14 protein-coding genes are annotated in these 14,705 nt (G+C 39.4%); 2 read left to right on the top strand and 12 right to left on the bottom strand.

Annotated features, from left to right (window positions below):
- Positions 1–7 precede the first annotated feature (7 nt).
- The 7 genes from JMM81_RS06745 to JMM81_RS06715 form a co-directional block, all read right to left on the bottom strand.
- Complete coding sequence (locus tag JMM81_RS06745; RefSeq protein WP_256240772.1) at positions 8–865, bottom strand: NAD-dependent epimerase/dehydratase family protein; 858 nt, start codon at positions 863–865, stop codon at positions 8–10.
- On the bottom strand, positions 862–1,497 hold the full coding sequence (locus JMM81_RS06740; protein ID WP_256240771.1) for a sugar transferase: 636 nt from the start codon (positions 1,495–1,497) through the stop codon (positions 862–864). The genes JMM81_RS06745 and JMM81_RS06740 overlap by 4 nt, the downstream gene beginning before the upstream one ends.
- A 159-nt stretch (positions 1,498–1,656) precedes the next feature.
- Entirely contained in the window at positions 1,657–2,043 is a 387-nt protein-coding gene (locus JMM81_RS06735) for a PglD-related sugar-binding protein (protein ID WP_256240770.1), read from the bottom strand.
- Positions 2,044–2,270: 227 nt separating this feature from the next.
- On the bottom strand, positions 2,271–4,097 hold the full coding sequence (locus tag JMM81_RS06730) for a polysaccharide biosynthesis protein (protein ID WP_256240769.1): 1,827 nt from the start codon (positions 4,095–4,097) through the stop codon (positions 2,271–2,273).
- Positions 4,098–4,525: 428 nt separating this feature from the next.
- Complete coding sequence (locus JMM81_RS06725) at positions 4,526–5,293, bottom strand: tyrosine-protein phosphatase (RefSeq protein ID WP_256240767.1); 768 nt, start codon at positions 5,291–5,293, stop codon at positions 4,526–4,528.
- Positions 5,294–5,389: 96 nt separating this feature from the next.
- Positions 5,390–6,094, bottom strand: coding sequence for a CpsD/CapB family tyrosine-protein kinase (locus tag JMM81_RS06720; RefSeq protein WP_256240766.1), 705 nt, complete (start codon positions 6,092–6,094; stop codon positions 5,390–5,392).
- A complete protein-coding gene (locus tag JMM81_RS06715) occupies positions 6,084–6,830 on the bottom strand; it encodes a YveK family protein (RefSeq protein WP_256240765.1) in 747 nt (248 codons plus the stop codon). Before JMM81_RS06715 ends, JMM81_RS06720 begins: the two co-directional genes overlap by 11 nt.
- A gap of 335 nt (positions 6,831–7,165) precedes the next feature.
- Here JMM81_RS06715 and JMM81_RS06710 point away from each other — a divergent pair, with 335 nt between their 5' ends.
- Positions 7,166–7,957, top strand: a complete 792-nt coding sequence (locus JMM81_RS06710) for an SGNH/GDSL hydrolase family protein (protein WP_256240764.1) — start codon at positions 7,166–7,168, stop codon at positions 7,955–7,957.
- Between the two features lie 343 nt (positions 7,958–8,300).
- Here the strand turns inward: JMM81_RS06710 and JMM81_RS06705 are convergent, their stop codons facing one another.
- Positions 8,301–9,365, bottom strand: coding sequence for a radical SAM/SPASM domain-containing protein (locus JMM81_RS06705; RefSeq protein ID WP_256240763.1), 1,065 nt, complete (start codon positions 9,363–9,365; stop codon positions 8,301–8,303).
- Between the two features lie 13 nt (positions 9,366–9,378).
- Positions 9,379–10,233, bottom strand: coding sequence for a hypothetical protein (locus JMM81_RS06700; protein ID WP_256240762.1), 855 nt, complete (start codon positions 10,231–10,233; stop codon positions 9,379–9,381).
- Positions 10,234–10,435: 202 nt separating this feature from the next.
- Between JMM81_RS06700 and JMM81_RS06695 the strand changes: the two genes are divergently transcribed.
- Positions 10,436–10,804, top strand: a complete 369-nt coding sequence (locus JMM81_RS06695; protein WP_256240761.1) for a hypothetical protein — start codon at positions 10,436–10,438, stop codon at positions 10,802–10,804.
- 308 nt (positions 10,805–11,112) lie between these two features.
- On the opposite strand, the gene galU is transcribed toward JMM81_RS06695, so the two are convergent.
- The 3 genes from galU to JMM81_RS06680 form a co-directional block, all read right to left on the bottom strand.
- Positions 11,113–11,991: a UTP--glucose-1-phosphate uridylyltransferase GalU gene (gene galU / locus JMM81_RS06690; protein WP_256240760.1), complete on the bottom strand. Its 879-nt coding sequence runs from the start codon at positions 11,989–11,991 to the stop codon at positions 11,113–11,115.
- 213 nt (positions 11,992–12,204) lie between these two features.
- Positions 12,205–14,211, bottom strand: a complete 2,007-nt coding sequence (locus JMM81_RS06685) for a penicillin-binding transpeptidase domain-containing protein (protein WP_256240759.1) — start codon at positions 14,209–14,211, stop codon at positions 12,205–12,207.
- Positions 14,212–14,425: 214 nt separating this feature from the next.
- The gene (locus JMM81_RS06680) at positions 14,426–14,578 is read right to left on the bottom strand and encodes a YwzD family small protein (RefSeq protein ID WP_256240758.1); all 153 of its coding nucleotides are present in this window, start codon (positions 14,576–14,578) and stop codon (positions 14,426–14,428) included.
- Between the last annotated feature and the right edge of the window lie 127 nt (positions 14,579–14,705).

The raw sequence follows: 14,705 nt of genomic DNA, 5'->3' as shown, positions 1-14,705 counted from the left end.
TTCGTCTTTATTTTTCCGTCAATTCAATTGTTTTCCGTAAATCCCTTATTTGGTAATTTTCCTTATAGTTACTAATACTTTTTTCATAAACCAAATTGCCGAACACCTTATTAATCAGTCCTAACTTCAAACCTATAACCTTTAATATTGGATTGAACAACTTTGTAAGTATTATTTTCTTACCATGCACATCAGCAATCAATTTGACCATTTCACTTGTCTTAACATACTCACTATTTTGCGGGAAAAATAAACCACTTTCTTCATTGTCAATCATAAGTCTAATAAATTCACAAAGATTATCTATATGAAGCATACTACGCTCATTATCAACATCAGGAAACACAGGTAATTTCTGAGCTACTTTTGCAAGTTTTGGATAATTCCCTTTAGATCCCTTTCCATAAATCATTGGAGGTCTCACAATAGCTACCTTAAATTGATTACTTTCTAGAGATTTTATCCCTTCCTCTGCTTGAAGCTTACTATTACCATAAAAATTACTCGGTGTAGGTACTGTGTTTTTATCAATAACTCTTTTTCCACTGTTGCTATCCCCATAAACAATGATGCTGCTCAAAAAAATGAACTGCTTCACACCTTCAGCTTTAGCCTTCTCAGCAGCCTCAATTGTCAGGTCACGATTTACTTTATAATATAAATCTTCCATCTTCGGATCCGATGAGACATGAGCTATGCCAGCTACGTGTAAAACAACTTCATACTTAGAAAAATCTTTTTCCTTCCATGTATCATTTCGCATACTAATTAAATCTACCAGGTACTTATTAGGGTAATTCCCTAACCATTTTTCAAAGCTTGTACCAACATAACTATTTATTCCGGTAATTAATATATTTTTCACTTCGTTAACTTCTCCTTAGTACCAGTGATTTGTTTCTTTACCATTTTTCCAGTCCCACCTTCAACAACGCCATCACTCTTAGCAATACTCACGATAGTCCCAAAGAAGCACTTAACATCCATCAAAAAACTAATTTTCTCAACGTACTCCCCATCTAACTTTGCTTTAATCTCAATCGGAAGTTCATCTCTACCATTTATCTGTGCCCAACCTGTAAGCCCAGGCGGTACATCATTCGCACCATACTTATCACGTTCTGCTATCAGATCATACTGATTCCATAATGCTGGCCTTGGGCCGATAATACTCATCTCTCCAACAAAAATATTCCAAATTTGTGGTAGCTCGTCTAGAGATGTCTTTCTCAGAAACTTACCTACTTTAGTGATGTACTGTTCTGGATTATCCAATAAATGTGTTGGTGTATCTTTCGGTGTATCTATTCTCATTGTTCGAAACTTTAATATATTAAAATGAGTTTTATTAATTCCTACCCTTTTTTGTTTGAAGAGAATAGGGCCTTTTGAATCTAACTTAATTGCTATAATTAAAATAAAAAATATCGGTGACAATACAATAAGTCCAGTCAAGGAAAGAACAATATCTATTAATCTTTTTATTTTTAAATACATTTTTCTCACACTCCAACCTCAAAACTATATCCTTCTAATTGCTTTTTATTCGAATAAACCATCCCAGCATCAACTTTTTTAAGTCGCTCCACTCTGCAACCCGCTTTAACAATCGCACCAGAATTGATATGTGAGCCCTCACTGACAAAACTGTCGTGATCAACTAACGTTCCTTCCTATACTAATGATGCATCCCTTCTCTATTATTGCGTTGGTATTAACAACCGCCTTTGCACAAACTATGGAACCTATTTCAATCCTTGCTAACGGGCTTATATAAGCTGTAGGGTGGATCAACACTGGGAATTGGAAGCCTGCATCAATTAATTTCACAATATATCTCATTCTCTGCTTATTGTTACCAAAAGCAACAAAGGCATATGAATAATCATTAGAATATTTCTTAAAATCCTCGCATTTGCCAATAGCTATCTCTGAGTTGTCATCTAAAAAATCTACTCTGTCAAAGTCCCCCATTGCCACTGCAGTCTCTTTAACCACTCTCCCATGACCACCACCACCTAATATAAGTAAGTTTTTATTCATAGTATCCAACTCCATTTTTCATTCAAATACTTTTTTAGTCGTTTAGTACTTTACTGGAGTGTCAACTCCAACCAACTACTAACCCACTAAACACTTATTCCATCTAATCCATATACCCATATTATGTTCTCAATTCAATCTTTAAAGTTGAGAAGTTAGTTAGTTCCTAATTGGTTCGAAAAAACTTTCTAACCCACTAATCACTAACTAACTATCCCCTGTTCAAATCATATACTACTCACTAGCGCTTTCTTCTCGCTAAACTTCGTATTAGCAATCTCAACCAAAGTCTCCTTCAACTCAACCGGATCCTTATCAGGCAAAGTCTCTATAACCTCATAAAGTTCTTGTTTCCCCATCGGTACAGCCTTCCCGATAAAAATCTTCGGAAACACTTGCTTATTCTGAACCTCATTATCGTTCAACAACTCTTCAAACAACTTCTCCCCAGGTCGAATCCCAGAAAACTTAATCCCGATCTCTTCTATTGTATAACCCGAAAGCGTAATAAGGTTCTTCGCCAAATCGACAATCTTAACAGGCTCACCCATATCCAACACAAACACCTCACCACCACGAGCCAACGCCCCAGCCTGAATCACCAGCCTCGAAGCCTCAGGGATCGTCATGAAGTATCTAGTCATCTCAGGATCCGTAACTGTCACAGGACCACCTGCCTGAATCTGCTTCTTGAACAGTGGAATCACACTCCCGCGACTCCCAAGCACATTCCCAAACCGGACCGCGACAAACTTCGTCTTACTTTCCTTCGCCAAATTCTGAATCACCATCTCAGCAAACCGCTTCGTTGCCCCCATCACATTCGGAGGATTCACCGCCTTATCCGTCGAAACAAGAACAAAATTCTTCACGCCAAACGCATCCGCAGCCTCAGCCACATTCCTCGTCCCAAAAATATTGTTCTTCACAGCCTCCGCAGGATTATACTCCATCAATGGAACATGCTTATGTGCCGCCGCATGATATACAACATCTGGCTTATATTTAGACATAATATCAAAGATACGACCACGATCCTGAACGTCTGCAATAAGGGGAATGATTTCAAACTCTTCCATATACGTCTTTCTTAACTCCATATCAATACTATAAATACTATTCTCTCCATGACCTAAAAGAAGTAACTTTTCTGGAGAGAACCGAGCAATCTGCCGACAGATCTCCGAACCAATTGATCCACCTGCACCTGTCACAAGCACTGTTTTCCCGGTCAATTTATTCGAAATCGAGCTTATATCCAACTCAATTGGCTCACGACCAAGCAAATCTTTTACTTCCACATCTCGTATTTGACTAACCGACACTTTTCCTGTCACAAGGTCTTCGATCATTGGCATAATCTTTGTCTTTGCCTTCGTCTTGGCACATTCCTCATAAATCTTTTTCATTTCTTGCTTTTCCAACGACGGAATCGCAATCACGATATTATCAATCTTGCACTCTTCGACAATACGAGGAATATCCTGACTATTCCCTTTTACATCGATCCCATATATCTGTAACTTATACTTATTCGGATCATCATCGACAAACGCGATTGGACATAGGTCAGTATCATTATTTTTCAACAGTTGTCTCGCCACCATTGTCCCTGCTGAACCTGCACCGACAATCAGTGTGCGTTTTTTCTTAGGGTTTGGTGAAATGATTCGATCCCGGAAAATCCTCCACGAGAATCGCGATCCACCAATTAAGATGACATGCAGCATCCATGTAATCCCTAAAACGCGAAAATAAATATCCTGAGTCACAGCAAGTTGAACAACTGCCGTCATAATGATTGACAGTGTAACAGCCTTTACAATGGATGTTAACTCCCCAACACTTGCATACGCCCATGCTTTTCGATAAAGGCCATAAATAGAAGCAAATAAATGATGGCAGACTAATAAGGTGATCGAACTGATCCATAGCATCGGTACGGTGTAAAAGTTCATATAAGGGTTTAACACAAGGTATCCGACAAAAATCGCAAATAAAACAATAATTGAATCCAAGATAACTAATAGCGGAACACGCCTTTTATAACTCACTCGCAACCCCTTCTTTGACTTTATTTTGATAAACATAAAATTAGTATTTAATGAGAGAATACATCTACTGATATGTTCTCTCATTAAATACTAACTACTAGTTGGATAGCTGGTTAGGTAGTTAGGTTTTTCCTGTCCAACTAATCACTAACCAACTAACTAAAAACTAAACAGGCATTTAACCCACCCTCACATCACGCTCCTGACAACGGGTGTCTAAGGACCTATAACTTTAGTCCCACAGCGTAACCGAGTGCCTCCATGGATAACGGACAGGAGGCATCGCCGAATGCTATCCAATTGGTTTGAAGGAATAATATATGCGAAGGTGTCAGACACCACAACAAAATATCAATTCTCAAAATAGATTCTACTATTCATGGCTTTTTAGATAAAAAGTATTTGGCGGTGCCAGGCACCATTATGTGCTAGAAAAGCCCTAAAAATTTCTTTCGTTGGACCTTTTCTGGTATCTCTTTATAGACGTTTTTATTTTCTACAAGCAACTCCGCATTCTCCCTAAACAAATAAACCATATCCAGCCCATAACTCTTCTCGATCTGCTCCATCGCCTCGACCATTTTAAAGGTGCGATTACGAACATTGTGGGCATCTGACGCAATAAAATGTGTGAGATTGGCTTCAATTAACTGACGAGAAAACTTCTTAATGTTTTTCCCGAAATAGCCGCACACACTTCCTGCTGTTACTTGTGTTAATGCTCCATTATTCACAAACTTATAGAGAAGATCAGGGTTTTCGTTGATTTCTTGGTTTCTTTCTGGATGGACAATAATTGGAATAAGTCCTTCTGTCTGAAGCTCATATAACAATCTTTCTGCGTAGCGTGGCACACTTCCTGATGGAAATTCAATAAAAAGATAAGAAGATTCTGCTAGAGGAAGTATTTTTCCCCCAGATAGATAGTCTGTAATGATTTCGCCATAAATCCGGTTTTCTTGACCAGGCAAAATCGTCAGCGGGATTCCTTCATTTTCAAGGTATTTATTCAAATGGGATACATGCTCCAAAATGGCTCGTTTTTCATTTTCATATTGATTATTTTTATGATGAGGGGTAGCAATGATTGTATGGATCCCCTCACGAACTGCTTCTTTCGCCATTAGCATTGAATCTTCGATGTTTTTTGCGCCGTCGTCAATTCCCGGCAATATATGACAATGGATATCAATCATTCTACTCACCTCTATCATTCTTATTTTTCCAATAAATCACAATAATAACAATAACATGCTAATCCTAATTGGTAAACATTTCGACAACAAAACATCCTATTTTTCACCATAATAATAGTATTGATCAGAGTTTTGCATTTTCTTATTATTTAAGACAACCCCGATGATATGGCTTTTCGCTGCATCTAATAGTTCTTTCGCCTTCACGACTTGTTCTGCCTCTGCCTTACCGCTACCTACTACTAGAATCACACCATCACATTTACTCGCTAATACTTGACCATCTGTCACAGCTAATAATGGCGGGGCATCAAAGAGGACCATGTCGAATTCTTCGACTACTTCTTTCATGAAATGCTCCATTGCTTTGGAACCTAATAGTTCAGCAGGATTTGGCGGGATCGGGCCACTTGTTAATATATAGAGATTCTTTTCGACCGATTCCTTTACCACTCCGCCTAACTCTGATTGTCTTGTTAGAACATTTGTTAATCCAAATGTATTCATTAAATTAAACGTATAATGAACGGTTGGCTTTCGTAAATCAGCGTCTACAAGGAGGACCTTTTTCCCTTGTTGGGCAAAGACAACCGCCAGATTGGCAACCGTTGTTGATTTCCCTTCACCAGGACCTGATGATGTCACAACCATTGTCTTGAATTCTTGATCAACAGATGAGAACTGGATATTCGTTCTGATCGTTCGATATTGCTCAGAAATAGGTGACTTTGGATCATTGTTTGTAATCAAACTACGTTTCAGCTCAATTGCTTTCTTTTTTGTCTTCTTATTAAGAGCCAAGTGACTCACCCCTTACTTTTGCATGTGTCGCTTTCCCTGATCTTCCTGTCATATTGGCCGAAGACTCAATTGTTGCGATCGCACCTAAGACAGGTAATCCTAATAATTTTTCAATATCTTGTTCATCTTTCACCGTGTTATCCAAATACTCTAACAAGAACGCAACACCGACACCTGCCATTAAACCAACAACAAGAGCGATGGCAATGTTTAATAATGGCTGTGGCTTAATGGGTGATTGGTTTTCTCCCACTGTTGCTTGGGCTAAAATATTTACGTTATCAATGTTCATGAGTGTCACGATCTCTTTTTGAAACACTTCTGCTGTTGTATTGGCAATGTCTGCTGCCATTTGTGGGTTTGGATCTTGAACAACTAGGTTAACTACTTGAGAGTTTTGCTCACTTGAAACAGTGATTTTTTGATTTAGTTGCGCCGCTGTCAAATCACTTCCTAATTGATCGGCGACTTTATCTAAAATCGCTGAGCTTTTAATAATGACGTTATACGTGTTAATTAATTGCAGGTTTGTTTGAACTGAGTTCGTATTGTATTCTGTCTGCTCATTTTTTGCTTGGTTTACTAAGAGTTGGGTTGAAGATTGATAAATTGGGGTGATGATAAAAAAGCTAACAATCCCACTAATGATTACAGCGATTGCTATGATGATGACGATCAAGCTCATTCGTTTCCTTAACGTCTGAAATAGTTCTTTAAGACTAATTGTTTCTTCCATTTTGTCCTCCTAAATGATGGTGAGAGTCACTAGTATATGATTGTCTATTTCAGACATCTGAAATAGACTCATACGATCCTTTGCAGTCATATATGAATCTTGTATACTACTTTCTCATTTTTTTGCAATGAAAACAGTATAATTATAGCATAGGTTATTGCCTTTTTTGTCTAATACTGACATAATTTTAATAAATAACTCGTTTTTTGTTGGAACTCACTTCTTTATTAAACTATGATTCAGCCTAAATGTGAAGGGTAAATTACAAAATGGAACTTATTGCAAGGGAGTTTTATGGAAATAGTCAACTATGAAAAAAGACGGAGGAACTTGATATGAAAACATTGATAAGGCTTACAAGCGTGACATTAGTTCTAGCTTGTGTGGCACTTTTATTTTTCGGTCAAATTCATTGGAATGAAAAGACCGATGTTACTGCTATAAATGATTCCACGCAGGATAAGGCACAAGAGAATAAAGCTACTAATCCTGCTCTATTAGACCATTTACTAGGCTATACAGTGAATTGGCCGGCTGAAAGTGTGGATACGTTCCAAGCGAAGGTGGCAGACGGGAAGACTTTCAACATTGCCTTCTTAGGTTCGAATTCCTTAGGAGAGGGTGAATCGTCTTGGCCGCAACTGGTGAAAGGTGCATTAGAGGAAACGTATGGCGATCATATTGAAGTCACTACTTATCGTTATAACCTTACTTCTCATGAGTATACAAACCAAAATCTACAAGATGAGCTTATTGAGGCTCAACCTGATCTTGTCCTTTTCGAGCCTTTTACGTTAAAGGATAATGGGCTTGTGACGATTGATGATTCTTTAAGGAATGTGTCTTCTGTGATGGAGGCGGTTGAAGAGGAATATCCTGATTCTGTGTTTATTTTGCAGCCGCCACATCCATTGTATAATGCAACGTATTATCCGATTCAGGTAGGAGAGTTAAAGAAGTATGCGGAAGCCCAGGGAATTGTTTATTTGAATCATTGGGAGGCTTGGCCAGATCCTGCTACAGAAGAGATTAAAGAGTATTTAGAAGAAGATTCCTCACAGCCGAGTGCGAAAGGACATGAGTTATGGGCTGAGGTTGTGATTGATTATCTGATTGCTGGGGAATGACAGTGAAAAATACAGTTTTATAGGTGCTGGTCGTGCACCTCAGTTCTCAAAACATTAAGATATCAATGTTTCAAGGCTCTCGAACCTTTTGGTTTGGGGGTCTTTTTTTTGCCTAAAAAGTGCTATTGCCTACATTTTGACCACGAAAATATTTAGCTTCTCATTTAAATAAGCTAATCGCAGTAGAGATTGGTCGTTTATGGTGAACACAATGTTTTAATTTTCAGTCGGATCTCTATATACTAAGTTCTCTTCTATTTAGCCTATACTCCACTTTTTAAGTAAAGCAAGGGTGTTTCTTCATTGAAATAAAAAAGAAATAAAAAAAAGCCTTCCTCTATCATCAAATGGAAGGCGGGAGGCTTACATTGTCTTTTGTATTATAGTGATGCATCAACCATTCAGAAAACAGGACATCCGCAATCTTTTCTTGATGATGATTGCGGATTACCTGACGAACTTTTGGGTCCTTATATAGGCGAAAACAAGCTTGGCATTGATGGGCATACATATCCTCCCATTCAATTTCAGGGTCATGTTCCGCCGCCCAGGCTAATATTTTTTCTGGACCCTCTATTTTGATCCATCTCTTTAAAAAATCTGATTCAGCCTCATTATCTGCTTTGTTTATTTTTGTATCGCGTATATTTCCTAATTTTAATTCTGGAATTTTCCGCATTCCTATACCGCAACACGCAGCAATATTCCCATCTGCCAATATGGTGGTAGTTGATAATACACTATCACATCCTTTGGTGACAGCTAAATTTTTTCTATTTGTAGTTAAACCAAGGGGATATTTATATGATGGTCTTGTCGATATGGGCATCCAAGGACTTTCTATAATATTAATAATGCCATATGGATAATTGTTAATCGCATATTTGAAAATTGCATGGTCTTCAACTACTGATTTAGAAATCGATCTATCTTGAAAAATTTCAACCATGATCGTCGCGGGCATATTATATTCAACTGCAGCAAGTGTAGCATTCATAACATTGTCTAGCGGAACAAACCTAGTATGTTGATCTCCGGTACTAAAATTTATTTCTGACAACCCTGCATCTTGTAATTCGCTTATCATCTTTCGAGCTAAATCAATTGTTTTCCCCCAATGGGCGTTTGTGACTAGTCGTACAGGCAAATTCAGCTCTACTGCTTTCTTTATTCCAGCAATGAGTGCTCTTTTATTAAGCGTTGCCTCTCCACCTGTAAATACGATTAATCTATAATCGAGTTCGGCAGCCTGTTCGATAACGGAGTGAACCTCATCTAAAGAGAGGCGTGTTTTAATATGGGGACTGCTTAGCGTTCCACAATTTTCACATTGTGCAGTACATTGATAAGTTAAAAGAATTGAGAGAGTCTTCATTTCCGGGATGGGCTGTAGATTGAAGTTTTCCAATGTTTCATCACCTCTACTTCATTAAAGATTTATAAATTAAATTTGTAGTAATTTTCAAATCTTGTCTTGTAAGACCTCCCCACTCAACAGTGCTTATTCTAGGAACGGTTGGTGCGAATCTAAGTGAGGCGACAGGTGGTGAGAACCTAAGCGAGGCAACAGGCGGCGAGAACCTCACCGAGACAACAGGCGGTGAGAACCTCACCGAGACAACAGGCTGAGTCATCGTTGCCGATACAGAAATTATTTGTTCTGGACCAGGATGCACAATTTTAACATGAAAAGCGACAACTACTGTGGCAGCTACTGCTGCAACTGCTACTGCTACAAGGGGGACTAAACCTGATTGTGGGCCTGGGCCAGGACCTGGTACTCCATACGGTCCTGGTCCTGGCACTGGTGCTCCGTACGGTCCTGGTCCGGAACCTGGTATTTGTCTACCATCTCGAGCTTCCTTCATTGCTGGTGGTAAAGGTAGACTTTTTCCTAAATCACTAACGGTTAATATTGCATTGATTGTATCTACATATTGACTTGTTTGGTCGAATAATTCCATTGCTTTTTTATGTCTATTATAAAAGGATAAACTGGTTGCCTTTTGTAACTTATCATTAATATTTATTTTATAATCTTCACTCCAAGTCAAAAAATCCCGATCCTTTAACAAATTAAACATCAATAAATTTTCATCGCTTATTTTACCAAAAGATATTGGTTTAGGTGTACCTCGATAAAATTCGTGCAATAGGGTATTCGTTGTATCGCTTATAAATTTGGTTTGAAATTCTGGAGAGTTATTCAACTTATCAAACAATGCTGATTTTACATTGTTCATCCAATCATAATTTAAAATCAGTGATTGATCCATAAATCCTCCATTCAAAGTTATTTTCTTTATTTAACGGGACCCTTAATAAAAGTATTCGAATAAGAAATTTAATATGACAGTTAGCTTGAGTAGGTGAGAGAGTAAGAAGATACTTGGTCGTTAATTTAAGGTCATATTGCTCATTGTAAGCATATATTGGTTTAGATAAGACCATTTATTTAGACTGGAGGTTTGGTATGTTATGAATCATTATATGGAATGGAATCAGCAGCAACATTCTCAGTCTCCCAATTATAATTCGACTCCGTACAATTCAAATTCAAGCCCAGCAACCTATTACCCGCCACATGCCACTAGGCAGCAAAATGCAAATCAAGATGCTGAGGCCTTGAGACTCGCCATTGCGAACTGGAGTGCTTTCCTAAACAGGGTAGCAATGGACCCAAAATTAGCCGTGCAAGTAGTATCATTAATGAACGCAGGGGATGTAACACAGCTAAACGCACTAATCGTTCAATTAGGTTTAGAAGGTCATTGCTATTTCACTCAACATGGATTTTGTTGTAAGGCTGCTGGAAAAACTGTTTGTATGAGAATAACAATTTCATAGAGAAACCCGTACGACCACCATGTTTCACCTACCTACTATTGAATTCGGTAAGAGTACTGAGATTTCACAAGATTCCAAAATAAAAACATACCGTGGTCCGCAATTAAGATGATTAATGGTGGATTGCTTTTAAAACATTCAACAAGGGGGAAAAGTCACTCTAACCTCTTGTTTATTTTGTATGCAGGCATCAAAAATTGACAACTCAAGAAATGGGTAACTAAAATGAGTGTTCTCTCCATTTAATATATCAATTAAAGATAGAGAAAGACGGACGGTGCCATTACTGACACCATCCGTCTTTTTTGTTATTCTTGTGCGTTATCTAATTTCTTTGCCATGAATCGTAATAAATCTTCTCGTAAGTCTTCGTGTTGAAGAGCGAATTCGATCGTGGTTTCGATGAAGCCTAGTTTTTCTCCTACGTCGTATCGGTTTCCTTCGAATTCCAGTGCGAATACGCGCTGGATGGCGTTTAGTTGTTGAATCGCATCGGTCAGTTGGATTTCTCCACCGGCTCCGACTTCTTGTTTGTCTAGGAACAGGAAGATCTCTGGTGTGAAGATGTATCTTCCGATGATCGCTAGGTTGGATGGTGCTGTTCCTTTTGCTGGCTTCTCGACGAAGTTCCGTACTTGGTAGCTACGTCCATAGCTTTCGAGTGGGTCAATGACTCCGTAACGATGGGTTTCGGTTTCGGGAACTCTTTGGACGCCGATGGCAGATGAAAGGGTTTGGTTGTATTGGTCTATTAGTTGTTTGAGACACGGTGTTTCGGCTTGGACGATGTCGTCTCCTAGCAGGACGGCGAATGGTTCGTTACCGATGAATTTGCGTGCGCACCAGACAGCATGTCCGAGTCCTTTTGGTTCTTTTTGACGGATGTAGTGGATATCGACCATGTTGGAGATGTTTTGGATTTCTTCGAGCATCTCGTATTTTTCTTTGCTCATGAGGTTTTGTTCGAGTTCTACGGCATGGTCGAAGTGGTCTTCGATGGATCGTTTGCCTTTTCCGGTTACGATGATGATGTCTTCGATGCCGGATTCGATGGCTTCTTCGACGATGTATTGGATGGTTGGTTTGTCGACGATGGGTAGCATTTCTTTTGGCATGGCTTTTGTTGCTGGTAGGAATCGTGTGCCGAGTCCCGCTGCCGGGATGATGGCTTTTCTTACTTTTTTCAAGTTGATCTCTCCTTGGGTCTGTTTTTTTCTGTAGTTTACCATACCTTGTGGGTGCCAGGCATCTGGTTTGGTTCTTCGGTTTTTTGTATGGATTAGAATGATCTTTTTCTTTTTTATTCTATTTAGTGCTGAACGAGGAGCCAGGCACCGGTTTCTGCACTATCCGTTTGTGCTGTGGAATACCAGGTACCTGGTCTTTGCTCGTTCTGGTTTTTATTGTTGTTGGAATACATTTTTTACTTTTTCGACTACGAATGTTGAGCCGCCTTTGTCTTGGACCTCTTCTACCATCATTGAGATGAGGAGGGATGGGTTTTCGGTGTTGTAGGCGACGAACCAGCCGTTTTCGTTTCCTCTTTCTCCTTGTTTCTCTTTCAGTTCCGCGGTACCTGTTTTCCCCGCTAACGGAAGGCCTTCGATTTTAGCTTTGTTCGCTGTTCCTCGTGGATCATTGACGACTTTTTGTAGCATCGTATTGATTTTGCTTGCTTGCTCCGCACTCATCACGTTTTCCTTCCACGGTTTTCCTTTCTCGCCTTCAAGAAATAAAGTCGGTGTGAGGAGTGTTCCTTCATTGATAAAAGGTGTGTATGTTGCTGCGAGATGCAGGATGTTCATTTCAGTCTCTGCTTGGCCATAGCCGGAATTCGCTACAAGGAGTTCGCTATCCATTGAACCGGTTACCGATGATTCTAGTGGATAAGGATACGGAATCTCTTCTTCAAACCCAAAGCCTTTTAGACCATTGATGAAGGCATCCTTCCCGAGTGCGAGTGCTGCTTGGGCAAAGTAAATATTGTCTGAATAGAGTAAGGCTTTTTCCAAATCAACCGCTGTTTTTGGATCGGTCACTCTTGTGACATAGTAGTTGCCCCATGAAGAATCCTTTCGCCATTTCAGACCATCGACTTGAATCGTCGTTTGGTCATCAATGGCTCCCTCACTTAAGCCAATGGATGCGGTGAGTGGTTTAATGACCGACCCTGGTGCATAGCTGGCTGAAAAACGATTGAGGAGCGGTTTTTGCGGGTCTTCTTCCAAAGCTGCCCACACATCGGCTGTTGCGCCTAACGATAAAATATTCGGATCAAAGCTCGGGGCACTCACCAAGCCCAATGTTTCACCTGTTTGCGGATGGATAGCTGCCGCTGTTCCTGCTTGATCGGCTAATTCTTGTTGCAGCTTCGTTTGGATGTTCATATCAATCGTGAGTTGAACATTTTCACCATGTACGACTTCTTTTTCAGCCAATACTTCTGCTGTATGATCTTCTTTGTTCACCGTAATTTTTACTCCGTTTTTCCCTTTTAACCGTTCATCTAATACTTGCTCCAGGCCTCTTTTTCCGATACGGTCTGTGCTGCTATAACCCTTATCCTTTCGGGCTTCGAGTTCTTCCGCTGTGATCGGTCCGACATAACCGACTAAATGGGCGCCCGTCTCTTTATACGGATAGACTCTTGCTGGTATTTGTCTTGATTGAACAGCATCCAACTCTGTTACACTTGCAACGAGTTCCTGTTCCTCAAGCGGTAGTTTTTTTATCGGAACAAATAGATCGGGTTGTACCCATGAGGCATCAAGCGCTTGATTGATGCTTTCCGTACTAATCTCAAGAAGGTCTGATACTTTCTCGATGATCGCCTCTTTTTGATCGCCTAACCCACTAGGGACGATTCCAACTTCGTACACATTGCCGTTTAAGGCCATCCCCTTTCCGCTTCGGTCTTGAATCTCGCCTCTTTTCGCAGGAATGGCGGAAAGGCCGATGGTGTCTCCTTGTTCGAGTTGTGGGAATATGTAGGTTGTATTCCAATCCAGATACCAATTCTCACCGTCATCTTGCGTTTCTTTTTTGAGGGTAGCCTGATGATCAAAGGTGATGGGTCCTGCTAGACTGTCCATTTCAGCGGAAAACGGGTAGCTCACTGTTTCCCCTTCTACTTTTTCTTCGTCTTCTGGCTTCTCAAACTCAACGCTTAGTTTACTGATTTGTAGATCCTTGTATATTTTCTCATAACGATTGACAAATTCTTCTTTTGTAACGGTTTCTTGTGCTGTTGAGGTTAAAAGTCCGTACATGTCTTCGAATTTTTGTTCATTCCAAAGCTTTATGTATTGGGATAGTCGATCTGACGGCTGTGATTCATTGTTACAGCCTGCTAATAATCCAATAAATAATAATAGTATACCGATGAATCTAATGTGACTTTTTTTCATTTTTGCTGAACGCCTCCTCTTCTCTATTTTATCATGGCCCATGAATATATCCAGAAATCTGGTAGAATTTGTTTGGAAATTCATTGGGATTCACAAATCATGACGGTAAGAGTGTTTTCTGCATTAAAAATGCCACTTTCGATTTGAAGTGGCCAACGGAGGTGTAGCTTATTTTTTTGTCTGTCGTTTCTATCAGATTAGGTTGCCCTATACATTATTTTGCTGAGAGGATGCTGCGCAATTCAACTTCCATGTCTTGAATGATGTCTTTTGTTGAGACTTCTTTCTCCATCTCACCTTTTTCATACATCTTTTCTAATAAGTTTTTGAACAATCTTTTTTGTTTATAATCTTGTTCCTCCATCATGCTCACCTTTCTTTTAAAGACATAATAATCAAATATATGGGTAGCGTTTGTCAATTTATGTCGTATTTTATCTGCCGTTTATTGGTAATTGTCATTTCACGCATGTACTTATTTTACTCATTATCTA

The organism is Bacillus sp. V3B (assembly GCF_024494465.1).
Lineage (GTDB): Bacteria > Bacillota > Bacilli > Bacillales > Cytobacillaceae > Bacillus_BD.
The sequence above is the reverse complement of the archived record's forward strand: the minus strand, read 5'-3'. Positions and strand labels throughout refer to the sequence as shown.

Excerpts from the sequence above, each read along its gene's own strand:
- JMM81_RS06700 (WP_256240762.1), bottom strand. The coding sequence starts at position 10,233 with ATGGATCAATCACTGATTTTAAATTATGATTGGATGAACAATGTAAAA.
- JMM81_RS06680 (WP_256240758.1), bottom strand. The coding sequence starts at position 14,578 with ATGATGGAGGAACAAGATTATAAACAAAAAAGATTGTTCAAAAACTTA.
- JMM81_RS06710 (WP_256240764.1), top strand. The coding sequence starts at position 7,166 with ATGAAAACATTGATAAGGCTTACAAGCGTGACATTAGTTCTAGCTTGT.
- JMM81_RS06735 (WP_256240770.1), bottom strand. The coding sequence starts at position 2,043 with ATGAATAAAAACTTACTTATATTAGGTGGTGGTGGTCATGGGAGAGTG.
- JMM81_RS06685 (WP_256240759.1), bottom strand. The coding sequence starts at position 14,211 with ATGAAAAAAAGTCACATTAGATTCATCGGTATACTATTATTATTTATT.
- JMM81_RS06725 (WP_256240767.1), bottom strand. The coding sequence starts at position 5,293 with ATGATTGATATCCATTGTCATATATTGCCGGGAATTGACGACGGCGCA.
- JMM81_RS06695 (WP_256240761.1), top strand. The coding sequence starts at position 10,436 with ATGAATCATTATATGGAATGGAATCAGCAGCAACATTCTCAGTCTCCC.
- JMM81_RS06715 (WP_256240765.1), bottom strand. The coding sequence starts at position 6,830 with ATGGAAGAAACAATTAGTCTTAAAGAACTATTTCAGACGTTAAGGAAA.
- JMM81_RS06740 (WP_256240771.1), bottom strand. The coding sequence starts at position 1,497 with ATGTATTTAAAAATAAAAAGATTAATAGATATTGTTCTTTCCTTGACT.